We start from the raw sequence: 24,165 nt of genomic DNA on the forward strand, positions 1-24,165 counted from the left end.
TATGAAACGCCTTCCTCATTACCGACGGGACGAGTACGCCGAATTCATCGCGCCGGACTGCACGAGTGCGCCCACAGACCTCTCACACGCCTCACACAGGCGGTGCCTATGTGAGGCGTGTGAAAGGTCTGTGGCTCGAGATCGTTCCCCGGTGGGAACGGCACGCGGGGTGGTACGCGGTGCGACCGGAAATGGTCAGCGGTGGCCGGTGACGGGGGTGGCCGAGCGGTGGACACGGCCGCGCAGGACGACGTATTCGGGAGCGCTGAGGGCCGCCGGTGCGACGCGGGGGTCTTCCCGGTAGACGACGAGATCGGCGGGGGCGCCGTGCTCGATGCCGGGCCGATCGAGCCAGGTACGTGCGTTCCAGGAGGCGGCGCCGAGCGCGTCGTGCGCGGACAGACCCGCACCGGTGAGCGCGATGATCTCGTCGGCGATGCGACCGTGCCGAATGGAGCCGCCCGCGTCGGTGCCGGTGTAGATGGGCACGCCCGCGTCGTGCGCGTCGGCGACGGTGCGGCGGACGCGTCTGTGCAGGTCGCGCATGTGTGCGGCGTAGACGGGGAATTTGCCCGCGCCGTCGGCGATGGACGGGAAGGTGTCGATGTTGATCAGGGTCGGTACCAGCGCGGTGCCGTGTTCGACCATCATCTCGATGGTCTCGTCGGTGAGGCCGGTGCCGTGTTCGAGGCAGTCGATGCCCGCGTTGATCAGGCCGGGCAGGGCGTCCTCGCCGAAGACGTGCGCGGTGACCCTGGCGCCGTTGGCGTGCGCGGCGTCGATGGCCTCCTTCAGGATGGCGTCGCTCCACAGCGGGCGCAGGTCGCCGGCGGAGCGGTCGATCCAGTCGCCGACGATCTTCACCCAGCCCTCGCCGAACCGCGCCTGCTCGGCCACGATCTCCGGAAGGTCCCGTTCGTCGTCGAGTTCGATGCCGAGCTCGCGGATGTAGCGCTTGGGCCGCGCGATGTGCCTGCCCGCCCTGATGATCTCCGGCAGCTCGTCGTGCTCGTCGATGAAATGGGTGTCGATCGGCGATCCGGCGTCGCGCAGCAGCAGCGCACCGGCGTCGCGTTCGGTCACCGCCTGGGCGATCGCACCCTCGCGGGTCTCGTGGCCGCCGCCGTAGCGGATACCGACGTGGCAGTGCGCGTCCACCAGCCCGGGCACGATCCACCCTGTGGCGCACAGGGTTTCGGCGCCGGGCACCGGTTCGAAGGACACCAGCCCGTCGCGCACCCAGAGATCGCGCACCTCGTCGTCCGGCAGAACCACTCCGCGTAGATGCACAGCAACCTCCTCCGACGCCCTCGGCCGCACTCAACGCACCGTTGCCCGTGGCAGCGGTGCAACAGGCGATGCGCGCGCCTACTTCTTCGGGAACTTGAGCTTGGAAATGTCGAAACCTTCTAGGCCGGGCGGCAATTCGTTGAGCCCGGCGGGCATGTTCGACAGGTCCGGCATGCCAGCGGGCATTGCCGGCATCCCCGGCATGCCCGGCAGACCGCCGCGCATCTTCGGCTGAGTCGGGCCGCGTCCGCCCTTCTTGCCTTTCTTGCCCTTCTTGCCGCCGCCGCGCCGCGCGCCGGGCAGACCCATCTGACGGCCCATCATGGCCATCATCTTCTTGGCCTCGAAGAAGCGGTCCACGAGCTGGTTGACCTCGGAGACCGCGACGCCGGAGCCGTTGGCGATGCGCAGGCGGCGAGAAGCGTTGATGATCTTCGGGTTGTCCCGCTCGGCCGGGGTCATGCCGCGAATGATGGCCTGCACCCGGTCCAGCTGCTTGTCGTCGACCTGGGCGAGCACGTCCTTCATCTGACCGGCGCCGGGCAGCATGCCGAGCAGGTTCCCGATCGGGCCCATCTTGCGGATCGCCAGCATCTGCTCGAGGAAGTCCTCGAGGGTGAGCTCGCCGCTGCCGATCTTGCGCGCGGCATCCTCGGCCTGCTGCGCGTCGTAGACCTGCTCGGCCTGCTCGATCAGGGTGAGCACGTCGCCCATGCCGAGGATGCGGCTGGCCATGCGGTCCGGGTGGAAGACGTCGAAGTCCTCCAGCTTCTCGCCGCTGGAGGCGAACATGATCGGCTCACCGGTGACGTTGCGGACCGAGAGGGCCGCGCCGCCGCGCGCGTCGCCGTCGAGCTTGGTGAGCACGACGCCGGTGAACCCGACGCCGTCGCGGAACGCCTCGGCCGTGTTGACGGCGTCCTGACCGATCATGGCGTCGAGCACGAACAGCGTCTCGTCCGGCTGCACCGCATCGCGGATGCCCGCGGCCTGGCGCATCAGCTCCTCGTCGATGCCGAGGCGACCGGCGGTGTCGACGATGACCACGTCGTACTGCTTGGTGCGCGCCTCATCGACACCGGCGCGCGCGATCTCGATCGGGTCGGCCGCGGAGATGCCGAGCGGGTTGTCGCCGCCGCCGACGGAGGTGCCGGGATGCGGAGCGAACACCGGCGCGCCCGCACGCTCGCCGACCACCTGCAACTGGGTGACGGCGCCGGGGCGCTGCAGGTCACAGGCCACCAGCAGCGGCTGATGTCCTTGTCCCTTCAGCCATTTCGCGAGCTTGCCCGCCAGCGTGGTCTTACCGGAACCCTGCAGACCGGCGAGCATGATCACCGTCGGCGGGTTCTTGGCCAGGGTCAGCCGTCTGGTCTCGCCACCGAGGATGCCGATCAGTTCCTCGTTGACGATCTTGACGACCTGCTGGGCCGGATTCAGCGCCGCGGAGACCTCGGCGCCCTTGGCGCGCTCCTTGATCTTGGCGATGAAACCGCGCACCACGGGCAGCGCGACGTCGGCCTCGAGCAGCGCCAGGCGGATCTCGCGGCAGGTGGCGTCGATGTCGGCCGGTGACAGACGCCCCTTACCACGCAGATCCTTGAGGGCACCGGTAAGCCGGTCGGACAGGGATTCGAACACCGATCGCGCTCCTGATCTCGAGTGACGTCAACTTGCTCCCAGGGTAATGGGATCGCCCACGTGTTCGTGCAGGCGGTGCGTCCTTCGAGCGGAGCGCGGTATTTATTCGAGCGCGCGACGGCGTGGTTTGGAAGTCTTGCGGTAGTCGTGGTTCTCCAGCCGGACCATGTACGCGGCCTCCCGGCCGGTCAGCCCGAGCTCGAGCGCCAGATCGTCGAGCATCGCCCAGTCCGCGCCCTCGGGCGCGTCGGGCGTGGTGGACACCGTGGAGGCGATGGTCATCGCGGTCACGGCCTGCCGTCCGGTCAAGGTCCGGCCGGGCAACCAGGAAACGACCCATCGATCTCCGCCGACACACCGCGCCATGTGCGTGGTCTCGTCGCTCGTCATCATCGAAGCCGAAACAACCTCAATTGCCACCGACCTGCTCCCCTCGTGCTCGCGATAGCCAGACGCTCTGATAGTAGGGTGCGTCACAGCCCACGGAGCGAAGATCCAGCAAATCGCGCGCAACGGCGCCGTCCGTGCCGAGGCACGGGCCGTCGCCGTCAGGAAGCGCGGTCGGGAAGCGCCGAGTCGGGCGTCTTCGGCGCGGGTCGCGGCACCACGTCCAGCACCGCCTTCTCGATGGCGGCGCGGCGCTGCGCGGCATCGTCGCCCAGCTCCAGGCAGAACGCGTCGACCACGGCCGAACCCATAGTGACCACCTTCGCCCAGCGCACGTTCGCGCCGCAGGCCGCGAACGCCGCGGCCAACCGGCTGAGCAGCCCGACGCGGTCCTCGGCGCGCAGCTCCAGGATCACCTGGCCCGGCGTCGAGGTCGGCGACCAGATCATCCGCGGCTGGGCCTGGGCGTACGGGCTCGGGCCAACCCCGCTCGCCTCGCGTTCGCGCTTGGCGAGCAGGGCGGGCAGATCGAGATCCCCGGCGATGGCCCTGATCAGTTCCTGACGCAGCAAACCCGCGTCCGGCGGGTCGCCGAACTTGGGCGAGACCACGAAGGTGTTGACGGCCGACGCGCCCTCGCCGCGGAGCGCGGCGGAGAGCACCCGCAGCGAATGCAGCGCGAGCACGCCCGCGGCGTCGGAGAGCAGGCCGGGCGTGTCCGGCGCGATCACCGTGACCACGTAGGTGTACTTGCCCTCGCCCGGCTTCAGGTCGACGTGAACGCCGCCCGCCGCCGCCTTCGCCAGCAACTCCGCCGCTATGGGCTCGGGGGTCGGCAGTTCGAAGCCAGCCAGCACCGTGCGGCAGCGGCGCACCAGATCGCCGATGAGCGAGGCTTTCCAGTCGCCCCAGACGCCGGGGCCGGTGGCCAGCGAATCGGCCTCGGCCAGCGTGTGCAGCAGTTCCAGCAGCTGTACGTCGCCGTCGAGCGCGTCGACGACGAGCTGCACCGTGTCGGGGTCCGCCAAGTCGCGGCGGGTCGCGGTGTCCGGGAGCAGCAGGTGGTGGCGCACCACGGCGCTGAGCGTGCGCACGTCGGAGGGCCACAGCCCGAGCCTGCGGCCGATGTGGGTGGCCAGCTCGGCGCCGACCACGCTGTGATCGCCCGCGCGGCCCTTGCCGATGTCGTGCAGCAGCGCACCCAGCAGGAGCAGGTCGGGGCGGGCCACCCGGGTGCTCAGCGCGCTCGCGTAGGCGACGGTCTCCATCAGATGACGGTCGACGGTCCAGGTGTGCAGCGCGTCGCGCGGCGGCAGATCCCGCACCGCGCCCCATTCCGGCAGCAGCCTGCCCCACAGCCCGGTGCGATCGAGCGCCTCGATCGCGTCGATGGTGCCGCGCCCGGCGCCGAGCAGCACCAGCAGGTCGTTGAGCGCGTCTTTCGGCCACGGCTCGCGCAGCTCGGGCGCGTCCTCGGACAGTCGGTTCAGCGTGGTGGCCGACATCGGCAGCCCGGTCTGCGCCGATGCGGCCGCCACTCGCAGGATGAGCCCCGGATCGCGTTGCGGCCGCGCGTCTCTGGCCAGCACCACCTCGCCCGCGTGTTCGACCACCCCCTCATCGAGTGGTCGTCGCACCGGCATGCGGCGCAGTCGAGCGAGGCCGCGGCGCGGCAGCGCGTTGGCGGCGGTGCGCAGGCCGACGTCGACGGAGTAGCTCACCGTCCGCGCCGAATCGCTCAGTGTGCGAGCGAGATCGAACCGATCGCCGATCCGCAGGGCGGCGCCGATCTCGTCGGCGTCCTGCGCGCGCAGCTGATCGCGCGATCGTCCCGCGACACGGTGCAGCTCGGTGCGAACATCGAGCAAGCGCCGCTGCGCCTGCTTCACGCCGCCGCCGGGCACATCAGGACCGAGCCCCGGCATGGCATCGGTCAGCTGGGCGACGGCCAGCGCGTCCAGCAGTTGGATGTCGCGCAGCCCGCCGCGGCCGTTCTTCAGATCGGGCTCGGCGCGGTGCGCGATCTCGCCGCTGCGCTGCCAGCGGGCCTGGGCCTGGGCGATCAGATCGTCGAAACGGTTGCGGATTCCGGTGCGCCACTCCCGGCGCACCCCGCCGATCAGCAGATTGCTCAACTCCACGTCGCCGACGATGTGCCGCGCCTCGAGCATGCCGAGCGCCGCGATCAGATCGTCGTTGGCGACCCGCAGCGCTTGGGGGACGGTCCGCACGCTGTGGTCGAGTTTGATGTGGGCGTCCCAGAGCGGATACCAGAGCTGGTCGGCGACCTCGGCCACCCTGGCCGGATCGACGTCGTCGTGCAACAACACCAGATCCAGATCGGAGTAGGGCAGCATCTCCCTGCGCCCGAGCCCGCCGACCGCGACCACCGCGAGGCCGCTGTCGGCGGTGATGCCGAGTTCGGCGCCCTTGCTGGTCAGCCACAGTTCGAAGAGGTCGACCAGCGCCGACCGCAGGGACTCGGCATCCAACCGCGGATTGCGCGGCATGCCGCCGTCGAGGAGTTGGTTGCGCGCGGCGACCAGATCGGCCGCTCCGTTGGAGACCCGTTCGCCGTTGCCCTGCTTGCCATTTCCGCTACTGCTACCCACAACCCACCGCCCATTCAATGCGTGCGGCCCCGCCCCTACCGGGTCTCCGGTGGGAGCGGGGCCGCCGCTCGCTTGTTCCGTGTCGCATCGCGCCGCTCACGGGCCCTTCATCGGCACGCTGCGCTTCCGATTCCGGGCCCGATGCGCACGCCGCGGTCAGAGAGCGTCGGTACCGCGTTCGCCGGTCCGCACGCGGATGATCGACTCCACCGGGGTGACCCAGACCTTGCCGTCACCGATCTTGCCGGTGCGCGCGGCCTCGACGATCACCTCGACGACCTTGTCGACCGACGCGTCGTCCACGACGACCTCGACCCGCACCTTGGGCACGAAGTCCACCGAGTACTCGGCGCCGCGGTAGACCTCGGTGTGGCCCTTCTGCCGCCCGTAACCCTGCACCTCGCTGACGGTCATGCCGAGCACGCCCGCCTGCTCCAGTCCGGACTTGACGTCCTCGAGCGTGAACGGTTTGACGATTGCGGTGATCAGTTTCATGTCGTCATGCCTCCTTGACGAGCGAGCGTGCCGTGCCACCCACAGCAGCGAAATCGTATGCGGTTTCCGCGTGCTCGGACTCGTCCAGGCCCACCGACTCGGCTTCATCGCTGGCCCGCAGTCCGACCGTGAACTTCACGATATAGGCAATGACGAGCGAGGCGACAAAAGAGAAGCCAAGCACGACGAAGGCGCCGACCGCCTGCCGCCACAGCTGATCGAACCCGCCGCCGTAGAAGAGGCCGGTCTTGGCCGCGCCGGTCTCAGGAGCGGCGACCAAGCCGACCATCAGGGTGCCGACGATGCCGCCGACGAGGTGTACACCGACCACGTCGAGCGAGTCGTCGAATCGGAACTTGAACTTCAGACCAACCGCCAGTGCGCACAGTGCGCCTGCGACCGCGCCGATAGCGAGGGCGCCGACGACGTTGACCGAGGAACAGGACGGGGTGATGGCGACGAGACCGGCGACAATGCCCGAGGCAGCACCCAGCGAGGTGGGCTTGCCGTCCCGGATCTTCTCCACCAGCAACCAGGCCAGCATGGCGGCCGCGGTCGCGACCGCGGTGGTGAGGAAGGTCGAGCCGGCCAGGCCACCCGAGGTGAGCGCGGAGCCGGCGTTGAAGCCAAACCAGCCGAACCACAGCAGACCGGCGCCGAGCATCACGAACGGCAGGTTGTGAGGACGGAACGGAGTGGTCGGCCAGCCCTTGCGCTTGCCGAGCACCAGCACCAGGGCCAGGGCCGCCGCACCCGCGTTGATGTGGACCGCGGTGCCACCGGCGAAGTCGACCGCGAGCAGCTTGTTCGCGATCCAGCCGCCCTCGTGGATGATGTTGCCGTCGGCGTCCTTGGCGTCGAAGTCAAAGACCCAGTGCGCGACTGGGAAGTAGACGACGGTGACCCAGATGCCCGCGAAGAGCAGCCACGCGCTGAACTTCAGGCGGTCGGCGACGGCGCCCGAGATGAGGGCGACCGTGATGATCGCGAACATCAACTGGAAGGCCACGAACACGCTCAGCGGAATTGTGCCCATCAGCGGGATGTCGACGGCCGGAGTTGTGACCGCGCCGCTGGCGTCGGTGACTTCAGCTACGGAGTTGCCGCCGATGATGCCCTTCAGACCGAAGAACTGCGTCGGATCGCCGATCAGGCCGAAAGTGTTGTCACCGAAGGCGAGCGAGTATCCGTACAGCGACCACAGCACGCCCACCAGGCCCATGGCGCTGATGCTCATCATGATCATGTTCAGCACGTTCTTCGAACGCACCATGCCGCCGTAGAAGAACGCCACGCCTGGCGTCATCAACAGCACGAGCGCTGAACTGATCAGCAGCCATGCGGTGTCACCGGTATCCGGTGCACCGGTAAGGGGAAATGCCACCTTAATGTCCTCCTCATCTCGGGCCCAGCCGCCTTCGGCAAATGGACCTGCACAGAAGGGTCGCCATTCGGTGTTTCATCCGTTGAGCTGTCGTGTTGCGCCTGCGTGAACGGATAGCGCGGTTGTGTTGCTACCACGTTTCGTGGTGTACACCACACGTTTCCCGCCCGCTGTGAGGTTTGTGTCGGCGCACCGCGGCGACCGGTTACCTGTGAGTAGGACACCGCAAACTTTCCGTTCACCGGGCGCCACGCCGGAAGTCTCGAGATCGGGTGGGGGAACGCTCGAGAGAAAGGACGCCGAAGCGGCCCGAAAGCGGTCTCCGACCTCGATCACCCGCTATCGATGCGCAAACGGCGAACGGCCGAGCGGGTGGTCCGCTCGGCCGTTCGACGTGATGCCGAATCCGGGCTCAGCCGAGCAGCGCGTCCACGAACGCGCCGGGCTCGAACGGCGCCAGATCGTCCGCGCCTTCGCCGAGACCGACCAGTTTCACCGGCACGCCGAGCTCGTGCTGCACCTGGAAGACGATGCCACCCTTGGCGGTCCCGTCCAGTTTGGTCAGCACCACGCCGGTGATGTCGACGACCTCGGCGAACACCCGCGCCTGCATCAGGCCGTTTTGCCCGACCGTGGCGTCGAGCACCAGCAGGACCTCGTCGACCTCCGCCTTCTTCTGCACGACGCGCTTGACCTTGCCCAGCTCGTCCATCAGGCCGGTCTTGGTGTGCAGGCGGCCAGCGGTGTCGACGAGCACCACGTCGACGCCGCGCTCGATGCCCGCGCTGACCGAGTCGAACGCGACCGCGGCCGGGTCGGCGCCCTCCTTGCCGCGCACCGTCTCCGCGCCGACCCGCTCGCCCCAGGTCTGCAGCTGATCGGCGGCCGCGGCGCGGAAGGTGTCGGCCGCGCCGAGCAGCACCCGGCGGCCGTCGGCGACCAGGACCCTGGCCAGCTTGCCGGTGGTGGTGGTCTTGCCGGTGCCGTTGACGCCGACGACCAGCAGGATCGACGGGTGGTCGTCGTGCGGCAGCGCGCGGATGGAACGGTCCAGTTCGGGACGCAGCGCCTCGACCAGCACGTCGCGCAGCACGGCGCGGGCTTGGTCGGTGGTGCGCACGCTACGCGCGGCCAGTTCCTCGCGCAGGCGGGCGACCACGGCGGTGGTGCTGGCGGTGCCCAGATCGGCGAGGACCAGGGTGTCCTCGATCTCCTCCCACGAGTCCTCGTCCAGGTCGCCGCCGCCGAGCAGGCCGAGGAGGCTCTTGCCGACCGCGTTCTGCGAACGCGATAGCCGGCCGCGCAGGCGGACCAGGCGGCCCGCGGTGGGCTCGATCTCCTCGAGCGCGGGAGCGGTCTCGGCGGCGGCCGCGGTGTCGGGCACGACAGGGGCCGGTTCGACGGTCGTCTCGGGCTCGGCGACGACCGTGTCGGACGGCGGCTCGACCGAAGTCGGCGCCTCGTCGACGGGGAGCTGCTCGGCCGGGGCCTGATCGGTCGCTTGCGGATCGACGAGGGTCTCCGGGTCGGCCGGAGCCGGCGATTCGGGAGCGGCCTGCGTCGCGGCGGGCGTTTCGGCCTGCGCCGATTCGACCGGCTCGGCCGTCGGTCCCCCGGATTCCGCGAGGACGTCGGACTCCGGCAGCGGCACATTGGTGATGCCGCGCCGTGGCGCGTCGCGCGGGACGGCCGCGTCGTCACCGACGTGCGGCTGGCCCTCGGTATCGGTCCGTTCCAGGTTCGGTTCCGGGCGTGTCGCGGTCGCCGCGCCGCCCTGACTGAAGCTGAACCCGCCCGTGGCCGTGTAGCCGCCCGACCGATCGGTCAGCTCCTTCTCCGGCGGCGGCGCCGCGATGGAGACGCGGCGGCGCTTGTACAGGACGAATCCGGCGACGAGCGCCACCATGAGCAGGGCGGCGATCGCGGCTATCAGAATCCAGACTTCGGAACTCACGACGACCATCCTTGCAGAACACCGCATCGCCGCTGATAGGCGCGGTCCGCTGACCGCGGCCGCGGCGCCGTGCCATGTGGGTTCGATCACCGGTGCGGCGACCCGATGACTCGCGGTCCGATGCGGCCCGGCCACGGTCCGCGCGAGGCGGGAGCAAAGAGGGTGGTGCCCGACAGGCGGGCGCGCACCCGGTTCTCCGCGGACCCGCGCCCGGCCGGAGCAGCGGCGGAGCCGCGCCTTATCACGCCACGCGCGAGGCCGAGACACAGCCCCCGAGATTTCTTGTCCTGCGGAACTTCTCGCGAACTGACAATAGGATCGGCGACGTGACCGATCGAAACGTGCTTGGGGGGCCGCTGGAAGAGTGCGGCACCGATCCTGTGACCGGTTTCTACCGAGACGGCTGCTGCAGCACCGGGCCGGAGGATCTGGGCAGCCATACGGTGTGCACCGTCGTCACGGCCGAGTTCCTCGAACATCAGGCGTCCATCGGCAACGACCTGAGTACGCCGCGCCCGGAGAACAACTTCCCAGGCCTGCAGCCGGGCGATCGGTGGTGCGTGGTTGCGGTGCGCTGGCTGCACGCCCACGAGGACGGCGTCGCCGCGCCCGTCGTGCTCGCGGCCACCCACGAGAACGCCCTGGAAGTGATCTCCATGGACATCCTGCGCAAGTACGCCGTCGACGTCCCGGACGACGTGAGCGACCTGCTGTAGGAGTCGACGCGCACCGGCCGCGAAACATCCGCCGGCCTCGTTCCGCCCCGAGATCGCCCTGGTCGATCGAGGGGCTTCCATCGATGCGGCGCTCGGAGAATCGCGGCTGCCAGTTCCCGGCCGATCCAGGTCCCCCGCGCACGGCGCACCCCGCTCCCGGTTGACCGTTCCTTCATCGATCGGCGGGGAACATCAACCGCAGGCACCGCTGTCGGCCCGAATGTCCCTCGCGGCCAGGCTGTTTCCGTTTCGCGGCCCGGCTCGCGGATTCTCCGCGGCCCACACCGGCATCGCACCACCGCGTGTATCTCGATGCTGGGTAGTCACATCGATGATCTGTGCTTCGGCCGCCATCGGCCGTCGCGGACTTCGGCGCTGCGTGGCGTGTACTTCGGCTCACGCGATTCGCGCGGTGCGATGTCGCAGCGCGTTCAGCCCATGGCGCGGGCGGCGGCACGGGAGCGGTGCGCCTTCTGGCGGCAAGCCGCCGAGCAGTAGCGACGAGGGCGTCCGGTCCCGGGTGCGTCCAGTGCCGTGCCGCAGACCGGGCAGCGCGGACCGGTCGAAGTTTCGTTACGCTGCCCTGTTTCGTCACGCGAATCCGGGACGGCGCGAAGTTTCGTTATGTCCCCGCCGCCGGGGGCGGCGCGCAGCGCGTCGAGCAGGATCACCGCGGCGCGGGCCAGCTCGCTTCCTGCGGGCTTGTTCCGTTGGATCGCAACGCATCCGGTGAAGACGTCGAGCACGTCGGCCAGCGCGATGTCGGCGCGGACCGCGCCCTGCCGCTGCGCCGTGAGCAGCAGCGCCTCGAGCGCGCGGTGGAATCGCATTCCCGCACCGCGCATCAGGGTGCGCGGCCAGCCGTCGTCGGACTGCACCAGCTCGCAGAGCGCCTGGTTGCGCGGGGTGGACGACACCACGTCCGCGCAGAACTCGAAGAACGCCGCCCCGGGGTCCTGCGCGTCGGCCCGCACGGCGGCGAGCCGGGCGAGCCGGTCCACTCGCTGCTGCATAACCGCTTCCAGCAGTTCGGATTTCGTCGGGAAGTGCCGGTAGACCGTGCCCGCGCCGACACCGGCGCGCCGGGCGACCTCGGCGAGGGACACCGCGAGTCCGCGCTCGGCGAAGGCCCGCTGGGCGGCGGCGAGCACCAGCGCGCGGTTGCGCTGCGCGTCGGCTCGCGCAGCGGGGGCCGCGGAGACCGTCATTTCGTTACGCACCTTCCATCGATCGCCTGGCCAACCGGGTTCATCCACCGTAGCGTCCGAAAGCGGGTCGACCGACCCGATTCTATCGAGAACGATTCACCAGAAGAAGGCGAGCATGTCCTCTCAGCACGAACCGATCCTCGTCACCGGCGCCACCGGAAAACAGGGCAGGGCCACCGCCCGCAGGCTCCTCGCCGACGGCATCCCGGTGCGCGCCCTGGTGCGCGACCCGGATGCGCCCGCCGCGCGAGCGCTGGCCGCGGCCGGCGCCGAACTGGCGATCGGCGACTTCGACGCTCCCGACACTCTGCTCGCCGCAGCGGCCGGGGCACGCGGCGTATTCGCCGTTCCCCCAGCGACTTACCGCGTCGAGGGCTGGGACGGCGACCTGGAGGCCCAGCGCGGCATCGCCCTGATCGACGCCGCGCGCACCGCAGGGGTCGAGCACTTCGTCTTCACCGGCATCGCCTCACTGGGCGAAGACACCTGGGGCGCCCACGGTAAGAGGCGCATCGAGGAGGCCTTGATCGCCAGCGACCTGCGCCACACCGTGCTGCGCCCGGTGCGTTTCATGGAGAACTACCTGCTCCAGGGTTCTCCGGTCGACGGCATCGCGCACGGCGTGCACCGCCACCTGTTCCCCGCCCACCGGCCGCTGCAGATGATCGCCGTCGACGACGTCGCGGTCTTCGCCGCGCTGGCCTTCGCCGACCCGGGCCGCTTCGACGGCAAGATCCTCGAATTGGCGGGCGACGCGGTCACTCCAGTCGCCGCCGCCGCGGCGATCGCCCGCGCCACCGGGCATCCGCTGCGGTACGAGGAAGTGACCGAGGCCGAGGCGGAGGCGATCGGACCCGAGATCGTCAACGTCTGGCGCCTGACGCGGCAGACCGGCGGCTGGCACGCCGACCTTCCCGCGCTGCGCGAACTGCACCCGGAGTTGCTGACCCTCGACTCCTGGCTCGCATCGGGCGGGGGCGACCGCATCGCGGTGCTGCTCGACATCCAGAAAGCAAGCGCCGCAAGCTGATCCGCGCGGGTCGGCGCTCCGGTGCGACCGCGATATTTGCACAAGCGCGTCGCTCGGGCGAACTCGGCGCCGCCCCGCCGATCTCCGGCGAGGCGGCCCGGGATGCCGCCCCTCCCCTGAGAACTCGCGGCACTTCGGCGTGCCGCCGACGCCGATACGAGAAGTGTTCTCCGACAGTACTATTCGGTGTCCGTTTACCGCGACGCGACGGGAAAACGCGGTTAGAGTCATAGCACCTCCGCACCGACGCCGTGAAAGCCGAGTCGCGATGACCTTCTCCATCACCGAGCGTTTGATCCAGCCCGCCACACTCCGAACCGTGCAGGTCGGCGACCTACGGGTCACCTACCTACCCGACGGCCTGACCACCATGAACGCGCGAGCCTGGCTACCCACCGCCCCCGACGGGTTCTGGAGCAGGCACGGCGAGTACCTCGACGCCGACGCCTTCGTCGCGAGCGTCGGCGGACTGCTGATCGAATACGGCGAACGGGCCATGCTGATCGATGCGGGGTTCGGCCCGCTGACGTTCCGTACCGGGGTCGGGATCCTGCGCGGCGGCGCGCTGCTCGACAGCCTCGCCCTGGTCGGCCGCGAACCCGCCGAGATCGAGACGGTCGCCGTCACCCACCTGCACGCCGACCATTTCGGCTGGCTGTGGCAGGCGGCGCCCGGTGCGCGCCGGACGCCGTTCGCGCACGCGCAGGTCCTGATCTCCGAGGTCGAGTGGCACCATCGCGACTTGGCCGCGGCCGACGGCACCACCACCGAGATGCTCGACGTGTTCGCCCACCAGGTCCGCACCGTCGCCGAGGGCGACGAGGTCTTTCCCGGCGTGCGAGTGCGGGCGCTGCCCGGCCACACCACCGGCCACACCGGGTTCGTCATCGGAACGGGCGAGCACCGGCTCGTCGCGTTCGGCGACGCGCTGCACTCGTCGCTGCAGATCGGCTACCCGGAGCTCTCGGCCGTGGCCGACCACGACCCGATGCGGTCGGCGGACGTGCGGCACGGTCTCGTCGAGGAACTCGCCACACCCGGAACCCTCGGCTACGGCTGCCATTTCGCTGACGTGCAGTTCGGCAGCGCCGTCCCGGCGACCAGCGGGCACATTTGGCAGCCGCACCGATTCCCCGCGGCCGATCGAGCTCGGTGACCGTACGCTGGATGCGGTGAATCTCTTCGAGCGGTGGACCGCGCGCAAGCGGAGAAATCCGGTCGGCGCCGAGGTCGACGAGATCTTCGGTCCTTCGCGCAAGCACATCCACGAACGCAAGGAATGGGTCGCGGTCGCCAAGCTCGACGACCGCCAGTCGGGTGACGATCCGCTGGTCGACCTGGAATCCGGGGTGGTGAGGCTGCCCGCGGCTATGCGGGACCGCAACGCCTGATCAACGCGGCCGGATGCAGACCGCGCACGGCCGGAGATACGCCTAAGCCGGTGCGGGCGCGAGGTTCTCGCCGCGCAGCCGCTGCGAGATGACCTGGGTGATGCCGTCGCCGCGCATGCTCACGCCGTACAGCGCGTCGGCGATCTCCATGGTCGGCTTCTGGTGTGTGATGACGATCAGCTGGCTCTTCTCGCGCAGCTGCTCGAACAGCCCGATCAGCCTGCGCAGATTGGTGTCGTCCAGCGCGGCCTCCACCTCGTCCATGACGTAGAAGGGCGAGGGGCGGGCGCGGAAGATGGCCACCAGCAGCGCGACCGCGGTCAGCGACTTCTCGCCGCCGGACAGCAGCGACAGGCGCTTGACCTTCTTGCCCGGCGGGCGGGCCTCCACCTCGATGCCGGTGGTGAGCATGTCGGACGGGTCGGTGAGCAGCAGCCTGCCCTCGCCGCCGGGGAACAGCTTGGCGAACACCTCGACGAACTCGCGCTCGACGTCGGCGTATGCCTCGGTGAAGACCTGCAGGATGCGCGCGTCCACCTCGGCGACCACGTCGAGCAGGTCCTTGCGCGCGCTCTTGACGTCCTCGAGCTGCGTGGACAGGAAGTTGTATCGCTCCTCCAGCGCCGCGAACTCCTCCAGCGCCAGCGGGTTCACCTTGCCGAGCGTGGCCAGGTCCTTCTCCGCGCGTTTGGCGCGGCGCTCCTGACCGGCCCGGTCGTAGGGCATCGGCTGCGGGGCGCTGACCTGTTCGCCGCGCTCCTTGGCCTGCTCGTACTCCGCCAACTCCAGCGGCGATGGCGGCAGCGGCACGTCGGGACCGTACTCCGCGATCAGGTCGTTCAGCGCGATGCCGAACTGTTCGGCGATGGTCGCCTCCAGCTGCTCGATCCGCAGCGCGGCCTGCGCCTTGGCCACCTCGTCGCGGTGCACCGCGTCGGTGAGCTGGGCCAGCTGCGTGGTCAACGCGCGCGCCCGCTCCTTGACCTGGTCGACCTGTGCCGCGCATTCGGTGCGGCGGCGCACCAGGTCGTCGCGGCGGGCGCTCGCCTCGGCCACCACCCGCTCCAGTTCGGCGGCCACCCGTGCGCCCGACTCGGCGACGGCGGCGGCGACCGCGGCGGCTTGCCGTCGCGCGGCCTGCGCGCGTTCGGCGCGGGCCCGCGTCTCACGTTCGGCGCGGGCCGCGCGGCGCAGCGAATCCGCTTTGCCGCGAACCGATTCCGCGCGTTCCTCGGCGGTGCGCACGGCGAGCCTCGCCTCCACCTCCATGGAGCGGGCCTCGGCCAACGCGGCGGCCGCCTCCTCGCGGTCGCGGCCCGCGGTCTCGGTGCCCGCCGCGCCGAGGCCGTCGGCGTCGATCTCGGACTGTTCCAGTTCGGCGTGCCGCAGCCGGTCCTCGAGCTCGGCCAGCGCGGCGAGCGCCTTCTCGCGCCCGGATTCCGCCTCGGCGCGCTGGGCGGCGAGCCGGTCGCTGTCGGCCTGTGCCGCGCGGGCCGCCTGGCCGAGCCTGCCGAGCCGGTCGTAGATGGCCATCAGCGCCTGATCGGATTCGTGCAGCGCGAGCAGCGCGTGGTCCACCGCTTCCTTGCGATCGGTCTGTTCGGCCAGCGCGCCGGAGAGCGCCGCCTCCAGCTCCTCCGCGTGCCGCTGCGCCGCGATCAGCTGGGATTCGGCCGTGTCGATATCGGCCTGGATCTCCAATTGGCTGGGGGCGCGGTCGGATCCGCCGAGCAGCCAGCCGGTGCCGGTGAGGTCACCGTCGCGGGTGACCACCCGCAGCTCGGGGCGGGCCGCGACGAATTCGGTCGCGGCCGTGAGGTCGTCGACCACCGCGATTCCGGCGGTCAGCGCGCCGATGGCCGCCCGCACCGACTCGGGGCATTCCACCACGTCGGCCAGCCACCGGGCCGAACCCGGCAGCGGATCGCCGGTCGGGCGCGTGGATTCGGCAGCGCCGAAAACCAAGGCGGCGCGGCCGCCGTCGGCCGCTTTCAGCGCGCGCACCGCCGCGTGCGCGGCGTCCCCGGTGTCGGCGGCCACCGCGTCGGCGAGCGGCCCGAGCGCCGCCGCGACGGCGGCCTCGAATCCGGTGTGCACACGCAGCAGTCCCGACAGCGGACCGAGCAGCCCGTCGGCGCGGTTCTCCACCAGCCAGGCGGCGCCATCGCGGCGGGCAAGGCCCATGCCGAGCGCCTCGATGCGCGCGGACAGCGAGGCCACCCGCTTGCCCGCGTCCCGATCCTGTTCGCGCAGTTCGGTGACCCGCTGGTCGGCCAGCTCCAGCGCCTGCACGGCGTGCTCGTGCTGGGCGTCGAGCCCTTCTTCCCCCGCGTCGAGTTCGCCGAGTTCGTCCTGTACGCTGTCGAATTCGGCCTGCGCGGCCTCGCCGCGGTGCCTGGCCTCGGTGATCGCCACCGACAGCCGGGCGATCTCGGCGTCCACCGACTGCGCCCTTGTCCGCAGCGTGTCGACCTGGCCGGAGAGCCTGGCCAGGCCCTCGCGCCGGTCGGCGATCGCGCGGACGGCGGCCAGGTGCGCCTGTTCGGCGGCCTTCGCAGCGTGCTCCCGTTCAGCCAGCTGATCCCTGGCCGCCTCCAAGGTCTCCGCCGCGATCTCGACCGCCTCGCGCAGCTCGGCCTCCTCGGCTTCGACGCGGTCGGCCTCGGCTTCCAGCTGATCGGGGTCGCGGCCGGTGCCGACCGGCGTCTCGGTGTCGAGGTGGCGGGCCCGGTCGCCTGCGATGCGGATGGTCGCGTTCACCCGCTCGGCCAGCGCCGAGAGCTGGAACCAGATCTGGGCCGCGGCCTCCGCGCTCGGCGTGAGCTTGGACAGCTGGAACTCCTGCTGCGCCAACGCGGCGTTCGCGGCGTCCAGCTCGGTCTGCACGGTGATCTGCTGTTCGCGGGCGTAAGCCTCTTTGCTCTGCTGGCTCTCCAGCTCGCCGCGGCGGGTCACCAGGTCGTCGGCCGCCAGCCGCAGGCGCGCGTCGCGCAGGTCGGCCTGCACGGTCTGCGCGCGCCTGGCCACCTCGGCCTGCCTGCCCAGCGGTTTGAGCTGGCGGCGCAGTTCGGTGGTGAGGTCGGTCAGGCGAGCAAGATTGGCCTGCATCGCCTCCAGCTTGCGGACAGCCTTCTCCTTGCGCTTGCGGTGTTTCAGCACGCCAGCGGCCTCTTCGACGAACGCGCGGCGGTCCTCGGGACGCGATTCCAGGATCGCGGAGAGCTGGCCCTGCCCGACGATGACGTGCATCTCCCGGCCGATGCCGGAGTCGCTCAGCAATTCCTGCACGTCCATCAGGCGGCAGGAGCTGCCGTTGATCTCGTATTCGCCCGCGCCGTCGCGGAACATGCGCCGGGTGATCGATACCTCGGCGTAGTCGATGGGCAGCGCACCGTCGGAGTTGTCGATGGTCAGGGTGACCTCGGCGCGGCCGAGCGGAGCCCGTCCCGCCGTGCCCGCGAAGATGACGTCCTGCATCTTGCCACCGCGCAACGCCTTCGCACCTTGCTCGCCCATCACCCAGGTGAGCGCGTCGACGACGTTGGACTTGCCGGAACCGTTCGGCCCCACCACACAGGTGATGCCGGGTTCGAAGCGCAGCGTCGTCGCGGACGCGAAGGACTTGAAGCCCTTCAACGTCAGACTCTTCAGGTGCAAATTCGACGACCTTTCCGTGCGCGGTGGCCGGACACATCCCCGCGGGGCGACCAGCCATGGTATCCGCCGGTCGCGGCAGTGTTCGTCGGCGGGCGGCGCACCGCGTCACGGGTGGGGTTCGACGCGACCGGTGCGATCCAGGTTAACGAGTCGGCAGGCGATGTCGCGCATTTCGATGTGCTCGAGGTTTGCCACAAACACGTCCCGGCGCCATCGCGCCTGGTCGCCTCGGGGCCGGTCGCGCAGGGATCGGCCGCATCGCGCCGCATCAAGCGGGGCGCGAGGCCGCTCCGGCGGATCGGGACCCGAGCGTAGCCGTCGCGGGCTGGTAATCGACCGGCATCCGCCGGGCTCGTTACCGCCCGCAGTGCCGAACACTTACGGTCTCCCACCGGAGGGCTCCTGCGCTTACGATCCTGTCTGATTCGGCAGCGGCAATGTCTTTTGTTCGGGAGCAGTCAGCGGATGCGCGCACCTTCGGTCGACACCGGCACCGCCCTCCGGCTTGCCCGGATCGCCGCGCTCGTCGTCGGCTGTCTGCTGTTCCTGCACGCGTGCGAACGCACCAGGCGGGTCATCCCGGCCGACGTCTGGATCGAGTTGGCGTTTGCCGCCGCGCTCGGCGTCGGCGCCATGGTCGTGGCCTGGTTCGAGATCGCCCGCGCCGAGGAACTGGACGAAGAAGAGGATCTCGAACCCGCCGCGGACGAGGACCGCCCCGTGGAGGCGCTGGACGAGTGCCGCATCGAGTCCGAGGAGCGCACCGTGCGCATCCGCATCGCGAAGTCGGGCAACCTCGTGCTGCACGGCCAGGACCACGGACCCCATCCGGGCCACGAATGGTCCTGGACCTTCCGGCCCGAGACATTCCCGGCCATCCGCGCGGCGCTCGGCGGCGACCGCGAGAGCGATCTGATCGAACTACTGGAAGACGTCGTTCTCGACGCGGGCCCGGAAATCAGGGACGACCCGGGCGCCTGGCTGCGCGCGCACGGCATCGCCGCCGCCTACCGCGAGAAGGGCGACCATCCGAGCCGCGTCACCACCAAGCTGCCGATCTTCCGCGTCGGCATGCGCAGGCTGCCGGAGGCCGACCGCGCCGCGGCGCTCCCCCGCGGCCGCGGCACCCGTGCGGCGGACGAGGCGCCGCCGGAGCGGTCTTCACGACCGAAAACGCCGCGCGAGACAGTCGCCGCGCGAGACGCCGGGAGTACCGTCGCGTCCCGTCGGGCGGCATCGGCCTCCGCCTCCCGGCCGTCAGCGCAGATCACCGAAGCTCGGCGGTCCGCGCAGGTCACCGAATCCCGCCGCGCCGCACCGGAACCCGAATCCGCGGACGACCGCCCCGCTCTTCCCCGGCGCAGCCGCACCACGGACGCACCGCAGCGGGCCGCCACCCGGCGCACACGTTCCGCCCACGAATCGCCGCGCTCCGCTGAGGAACCGGCCTCCGAACAGCGGGCCCGCGAACGCGCCGCTCGTCGGACGCGCCCTCTCGACGCGCCGCCCTCCGTACCCGTCGACCCGATCGCACCGAGACGGAACGGTCGTCCGTCCGCCGCGGACCTACCGTCGCGTGATCGCGGCGCGGCGGCGCAACGCCGTCACACGGCGGCCGCTTCGACACCGGCGGCCGCGCCAGAGGCCGCACCCCCGCAACGCAAGGCCGCCGCGACCGCCGCATACGGAGCCGCGTCCGACCTAGGCGTCCCACCGCAGCGCAGACCAGCCGCGGCGGCCGCCTACGAGGCGGCACTCGAGGACCGGCGCGCCGCTGAGCCACCCGATCGCGGCTACCCGCCGCCGATATCCGGACGCCGCCGCGCGCACAGGTATTTGTGAGACCACCGGACCGCGTTCCCCGCAAGGTTTTCGCGATGTGTGTGAGTTCCTCCGCGCGCCGATGCCTGATCGATGCCGGACGCACCGCGGGAGTTCGGTCGCGAAGCGTCTACTGGTCGTCCGGGAGTTCCGGTAGGTCGTCACAGGTCTTGCTGTAGGGAAGGTTCGGTGACACCCATTCGGCCCATTGCTTCCGGCTCATGTTGAATGTCAGCTTGGCGCAGAGGTCTTCGGCCCAAGAGGCGGGTCCGGGCCATTCCCAGAAGCCTGCGCTCTGGTCGTAGCCGAGGAAGATGGCGCGGACACGGGAGTTGTCGGAAGTGAGTTGCGCCTCCACGATCCAGCCGTCGGGTCCGGTGAGCGGCTCACCGATCGGTTCGCCCGTCACCGCGTCCCAGAAACGGAGGGTCTTGTCGGCACCTCCGGAGATGATGTAGCGACTGTCGCTGCTGATATCGATGGTGCTCACCATCAGCGAGCCGTGTCCTCTCATCGGGCCGCCGATCGGCTTGCCGCTGCGTAGATCCCAGCGGCGCAAGGCCAGGCCTTCGGCAGTGACGTAGTACTCACCGTCCGGGCTGACCTCCAGTCTGTCGATCGTTTCCGCTCGGTGCGGGTCGCGGACTGCCGCGCCGGTCTGTGCATCCCAGAGGTGGACGGAATCGCCACTGTAAGACAGGACGCGGGAACCGTCGGGTGTGAACGTGACCGACTGGACCTCCATGGTGTGGCCAGCGAGTGTTCCGCCGATCGGCGCGCCTGTCTCCGTGTCCCAGATTCGAACGAACTTGTCCTCGCCTGCTGCCGCGATGCGCTGGCCGTCGGGACTGAGGGCGACCGTCTTGATGACGCCGAGGTCGGTGAGTGGCACGCCGACCATTTGTCCGGAAGCGGTGTTCCAGATCCGAATGGATTTGTTCTCGGCGACAGCAGCGAGCAGGCGGTTGTCAGCGCTGAATTTCAGGATGGTGGCGGGACTGTCGAGTCCCGTCAGAGTCGGGCCTGCCTGCTCCCCGTCGACGTTCCAGATCTTGATCGCCCTGTCCGGCCCAGCCAGCGCAACCTTTTGCTCATCGGGGCTGAACGAGGCAACGACCGGGCCCCCGGAGTAGGTGGTGAGTGGGCCGAGGTATCGACGCGTGTCGAAGTCGAAGATCCAGATGGATCCATTGCTTTCGTCCCTCTTGACGAGTCGTCGTCCGTCGCCCGGAACAACCGGCCCGTACCCTGGACCAGGTCCGGCGACGTCCGGTTCGAGTTTGTGGCCGACCGATCGGCGGGGGTCGGCGTTCCACACTCGCAGTGTGCCGTCGTGACTGGTCGAGGCGATGCGGGTGCTGTCGGGGCTGAACGCGACGCCCATGATCTGACCGGTGTGTCCGGTGAGCGGAACACCGGATCCCGCGCCGGTGGCCGCATCCCACAGGCGCAGTGTCGCGTCGGTAGCCACCGAGACGATGCGGCGGCTGTCCGGGCTGAATGCGACGCCGGTGATCATGCCCTCGTGACCCGCCAATGGTTCGCCGACGGGTTCGAGCGTATCGGCGTTCCACAGCAACAGACCGGAAGCGAGATCGTCGGGGACACCGGCTTCGGGAAGGAGTCCCGCGCTTCCGGAAACGATTCGATGTCCGTCGGGGCTCCAAGCGACCGCGTTGGCGGACTGGGTGTGACGCCTGAGTTCCGCTGTTACCCGCTGGGAATCGACGTCCCAGACCCGGACGACAGTGTCCTTTCCGGCGGACACGACACGGCGGCCATCGGGACTGAAGGCCAGGCCGTTGACCGTGCCGCTGTGACCGGTGAGGACCGCATCGTGGCTGCGGCGAGACTCGGTGTCCCACAGGCGAATTGTTCCGTCGTTGTCGCCGGAGGCGACGAGACGGCCGTCCGGGCTGAAGGAGATGGCGAAGATCGTGCTGGTGTGTCCCGTGAGCGGTTCGCCGACGAGCTTGCCGGTGCCGGTCTCCCAGATCTGGATGGTGTTGTCTGCAGAAGCCGCTGCGATGCGGCGGCCATCGGGACTGAACGCGACTCGGAGCGCTCCACGAAACGATTCGAATTCACGCTCGACGCGTTTGCCGGTGTCCGCGTCCCACAGGCGAAGTTCTATCCCTCCAGTCAGGATCTGACGGTTGTCTGGGCTGAATGCGACGGTGAAATCCGGACGTGTCGCTCGGTAGTACTGCGCAATCTCCTCGACGCTCCGGAAGATCGGCATGGAGAAGGGTAGACCGGTCTTGATGATCTTCAGTGTGCCGGCCGTCGCGTTCAAGGTCCGCACCAGAACGTCGGGATCGGCGATCGGGGAAATGTATTGCGTGGCCAACGCTTCCTGAATCGCGCGGACATCGTCGCGGGGTCGAGCACCCGACAGCGCCGCTTGTACAGCGGTAGCCAGCCGCGCTGCCGTCGCTTCCCGGAAACGCAGATCGGCTTCCTTCTCCTCCGATCGCGCGCGCACCAGACCGTAGACGGCGACCACGGCGATCACGACCGTCACCGCCAGCACGGCACGCAGGATCCGGGAACGTTTCCGAAGCACCGCGGCATGCGCCCTGGCTGTCTCGAGTTCCGCGGCTTGCCGCCGCCGTTCGAGCTCGGCGCGATCGTCCGCGCGCTGCCGCGAGGCGCGCACGAATTCCGTTGTTCCGTGCAGTCGTTGCCGATATCGCGGATCGGCGGTGAGCGTCTCGGCGTCGGCGAGGCGCGTTCCCTCGAGCAACCATGCCTCGTCACGGTCGTTGTCCTGCCAGGCCGCCGCGGCGCGATCGAGCTCATCGGCGCAGCGCAGGTTCGCGCGTTCCTCGGTGAGCCATCCTGCCAGTGCGCCCCAATGCCGGAACAGGCTTTCCAACGCGACCTCGACCACCGTTTCGCCGCCCCGCTCGTCTTTGACCAGCAGCCGACGGGCGACCAACGCGTCGATCAGTGCGCGACTGTCCTCGGGCAGGTCCGACCAGCGCGCCACTCGGCGCAGCGGTCGATCGGTCTCGGGGTTGATGGTCGCCAACCACGGAATGACCGCGTGCCGCAAAATCTCTAGCTGCCGTGACCGTTCGGTGGGATCCCCGCTCAGCGCCGCGCCGATCTCGGATTCCACGACTTGGCGCATACCGCCCATCGACTCGTAGTCCTGTACGGTCAGCGCCCCGGTACTGCCGTAATCGGTGAACAGTCGCGACATCGTCAGCGACAGCAGCGGTAACGGGTCGGCGCTCGACGCGCACTCCTCCACCAATCGCTCGACGAGTTCGGCCTGCACCCGCAGCGGAGTTCCGCCCGCGGAAGCGCGTGTCGCGGGACCGCGGATCACATCGGTGAACTGCGCGGCCCCGAGAGGACGTAACTCATCGAATACGATGCGCGACACGCGGTCGAGCGTGGGCGAAGTCTGCAACGGTTCGTACCGGTCGGCGCGGATCGCGATGGCGACAACGAGGTCGACGGCCGAATCATGGGCGAGGCGAGCGATGATCCGCAGCAGGTGCTCGGCTTCGTGACCCGCGTCGGGATTGAACAGCTCCTCGCCCTGGTCGATCGGCAAGACGATCGTCGGCGGCGGCACGTCGTCGAGTAGCCGCCGCTTCGCCGCCTCCCGCATCTGCACGAACAACTCGCGCACCTCATTGATTCTCGACAGGCATGCGGACTTGATAGCCCCCAATGCCGGGCTGTCGAGTCCCAGCCGGGCTCGGCTCGCATGTAGCGACCGTGCCAATCCGAGCGATCCAGTGACCGGTGCGCGTTCCGGGCGGACGACATCGAGAACGACGAAGTGCCGATCGTCGCGCACCAGACGCGGCGCCAGTCCGGCACGAAGAAACGACGACTTGCCGCAGCCCGAGGGACCGAGGATGACGAACATTCGCTCGACTCCGGTGGACCGCATACCGCGGATTGCGTCGAGCGCGCGCACGATCTGGCCGTCGCGGCCGAAATACACGGCCGCGTCGACCGCTTCGAAGGGCTCCCACCCTCGGTAGGGAGCTCGGGTCGGCTCCTGAGGTGGCGGCCATGGGAAGTGCTCGGCTCCGATTCCGGCGGCGCGCAAGGCGTTCCACAATCGTTGCAGACCTTCGGTCAGCAACTCGACCGGCGGACCCGCGTCGATCGCGATGGCGGTGCGCGGCCCCTCGCCGAACAGGTCGACCTGCTGCCATTCGGCGGCGGCCTCACGGCTGGTCATGCTCTCCAGCCGCAGGCAGTAGATCGGTTTGTGGAGATTCTCGGCCGTTCGGAACTCCGTCTTGCATTCGGCAGACCTCTCCCAGTTCGAGGAGAACAGACAGATCACGGCCTCGCATCGCTCGGCCGCCTGGATCAAGGCATGCTTCCACCGCATACCAGGCCGAATACCGGTGTCCCGATCGAGGTCGAGAAAGATCTCGTCCGCCAACGCGGGATCCTGCTCAACCAGCCACCGCTTCAGTGCGATCGCCGCTCGATTGTCGCGGCTGGAATGACTCAGGAATATGCGGGCCATGGGACACCCACCGGGGTCAGGTGAACGGGCTGTCGACACAACTGTTGCACCCGGAGGTCATATGCGATCGAG

At 69.6% G+C, this 24,165-nt stretch carries 15 protein-coding genes; 5 read left to right on the plus strand and 10 right to left on the minus strand.

The features are described 5' to 3' along the window. Positions 1-195 precede the first annotated feature (195 nt). The 7 genes from AB0H50_RS03370 to ftsY form a co-directional block, all read right to left on the minus strand. On the minus strand, positions 196-1,290 hold the full coding sequence (locus tag AB0H50_RS03370; protein WP_357446003.1) for an amidohydrolase family protein: 1,095 nt from the start codon (positions 1,288-1,290) through the stop codon (positions 196-198). 78 nt (positions 1,291-1,368) lie between these two features. After that, positions 1,369-2,931: a signal recognition particle protein gene (gene ffh, locus AB0H50_RS03375; RefSeq protein ID WP_357446006.1), complete on the minus strand. Its 1,563-nt coding sequence runs from the start codon at positions 2,929-2,931 to the stop codon at positions 1,369-1,371. Positions 2,932-3,033: 102 nt separating this feature from the next. Next, complete coding sequence (locus AB0H50_RS03380; RefSeq protein ID WP_245668712.1) at positions 3,034-3,351, minus strand: hypothetical protein; 318 nt, start codon at positions 3,349-3,351, stop codon at positions 3,034-3,036. Positions 3,352-3,479: 128 nt separating this feature from the next. Further along, positions 3,480-5,930, minus strand: a complete 2,451-nt coding sequence (locus AB0H50_RS03385; protein ID WP_357446009.1) for a [protein-PII] uridylyltransferase — start codon at positions 5,928-5,930, stop codon at positions 3,480-3,482. A 156-nt stretch (positions 5,931-6,086) separates the two neighbouring features. After that, positions 6,087-6,425: a P-II family nitrogen regulator gene (locus tag AB0H50_RS03390; RefSeq protein WP_067782130.1), complete on the minus strand. Its 339-nt coding sequence runs from the start codon at positions 6,423-6,425 to the stop codon at positions 6,087-6,089. A 4-nt stretch (positions 6,426-6,429) separates the two neighbouring features. After that, positions 6,430-7,809 (minus strand): ammonium transporter, encoded by a 1,380-nt coding sequence (locus tag AB0H50_RS03395; RefSeq protein ID WP_357446012.1) that lies wholly within the window; start codon positions 7,807-7,809, stop codon positions 6,430-6,432. 412 nt (positions 7,810-8,221) lie between these two features. Continuing rightward, the gene (gene ftsY, locus AB0H50_RS03400; protein ID WP_357446014.1) at positions 8,222-9,763 is read right to left on the minus strand and encodes a signal recognition particle-docking protein FtsY; all 1,542 of its coding nucleotides are present in this window, start codon (positions 9,761-9,763) and stop codon (positions 8,222-8,224) included. Positions 9,764-10,089: 326 nt separating this feature from the next. On the opposite strand from ftsY, the gene AB0H50_RS03405 reads away from it, so the two are divergent. Then, positions 10,090-10,479: a DUF2237 domain-containing protein gene (locus tag AB0H50_RS03405; RefSeq protein WP_067846299.1), complete on the plus strand. Its 390-nt coding sequence runs from the start codon at positions 10,090-10,092 to the stop codon at positions 10,477-10,479. Between the two features lie 431 nt (positions 10,480-10,910). On the opposite strand, the gene AB0H50_RS03410 is transcribed toward AB0H50_RS03405, so the two are convergent. Next, the gene (locus AB0H50_RS03410; RefSeq protein WP_357446016.1) at positions 10,911-11,687 is read right to left on the minus strand and encodes a helix-turn-helix domain-containing protein; all 777 of its coding nucleotides are present in this window, start codon (positions 11,685-11,687) and stop codon (positions 10,911-10,913) included. A 115-nt stretch (positions 11,688-11,802) separates the two neighbouring features. Between AB0H50_RS03410 and AB0H50_RS03415 the strand changes: the two genes are divergently transcribed. From AB0H50_RS03415 to AB0H50_RS03425, 3 genes are all read left to right on the plus strand, one after another. Continuing rightward, a complete protein-coding gene (locus AB0H50_RS03415; RefSeq protein ID WP_357446019.1) occupies positions 11,803-12,717 on the plus strand; it encodes an NmrA family NAD(P)-binding protein in 915 nt (304 codons plus the stop codon). 268 nt (positions 12,718-12,985) lie between these two features. After that, positions 12,986-13,873, plus strand: coding sequence for an MBL fold metallo-hydrolase (locus AB0H50_RS03420; RefSeq protein ID WP_357446022.1), 888 nt, complete (start codon positions 12,986-12,988; stop codon positions 13,871-13,873). Between the two features lie 16 nt (positions 13,874-13,889). Next, positions 13,890-14,108 (plus strand): hypothetical protein, encoded by a 219-nt coding sequence (locus tag AB0H50_RS03425; RefSeq protein ID WP_357446025.1) that lies wholly within the window; start codon positions 13,890-13,892, stop codon positions 14,106-14,108. Between the two features lie 42 nt (positions 14,109-14,150). On the opposite strand, the gene smc is transcribed toward AB0H50_RS03425, so the two are convergent. Next, entirely contained in the window at positions 14,151-17,765 is a 3,615-nt protein-coding gene (gene smc / locus AB0H50_RS03430) for a chromosome segregation protein SMC (RefSeq protein ID WP_357446028.1), read from the minus strand. 465 nt (positions 17,766-18,230) lie between these two features. On the opposite strand from smc, the gene AB0H50_RS03435 reads away from it, so the two are divergent. Then, positions 18,231-19,607, plus strand: coding sequence for a hypothetical protein (locus AB0H50_RS03435; protein WP_357446031.1), 1,377 nt, complete (start codon positions 18,231-18,233; stop codon positions 19,605-19,607). Positions 19,608-19,716: 109 nt separating this feature from the next. Here AB0H50_RS03435 and AB0H50_RS03440 read toward each other — a convergent pair whose 3' ends face one another. Beyond that, entirely contained in the window at positions 19,717-24,093 is a 4,377-nt protein-coding gene (locus AB0H50_RS03440; protein WP_357446034.1) for a TIR domain-containing protein, read from the minus strand. Positions 24,094-24,165: the final 72 nt, after the last annotated feature.

Origin of the sequence: Nocardia sp. NPDC050793, from assembly GCF_040654065.1 — a bacterium.
In the GTDB taxonomy this organism is placed as follows: Bacteria; Actinomycetota; Actinomycetes; order Mycobacteriales; family Mycobacteriaceae; genus Nocardia.

Coding starts and splice junctions, on each gene's coding strand:
- AB0H50_RS03440 (WP_357446034.1), bottom strand. CDS start 24,093: ATGGCCCGCATATTCCTGAGTCATTCCAGCCGCGACAATCGAGCGGCG.
- AB0H50_RS03410 (WP_357446016.1), bottom strand. CDS start 11,687: ATGACGGTCTCCGCGGCCCCCGCTGCGCGAGCCGACGCGCAGCGCAAC.
- AB0H50_RS03415 (WP_357446019.1), top strand. CDS start 11,803: ATGTCCTCTCAGCACGAACCGATCCTCGTCACCGGCGCCACCGGAAAA.
- AB0H50_RS03420 (WP_357446022.1), top strand. CDS start 12,986: ATGACCTTCTCCATCACCGAGCGTTTGATCCAGCCCGCCACACTCCGA.
- AB0H50_RS03390 (WP_067782130.1), bottom strand. CDS start 6,425: ATGAAACTGATCACCGCAATCGTCAAACCGTTCACGCTCGAGGACGTC.
- AB0H50_RS03435 (WP_357446031.1), top strand. CDS start 18,231: ATGCGCGCACCTTCGGTCGACACCGGCACCGCCCTCCGGCTTGCCCGG.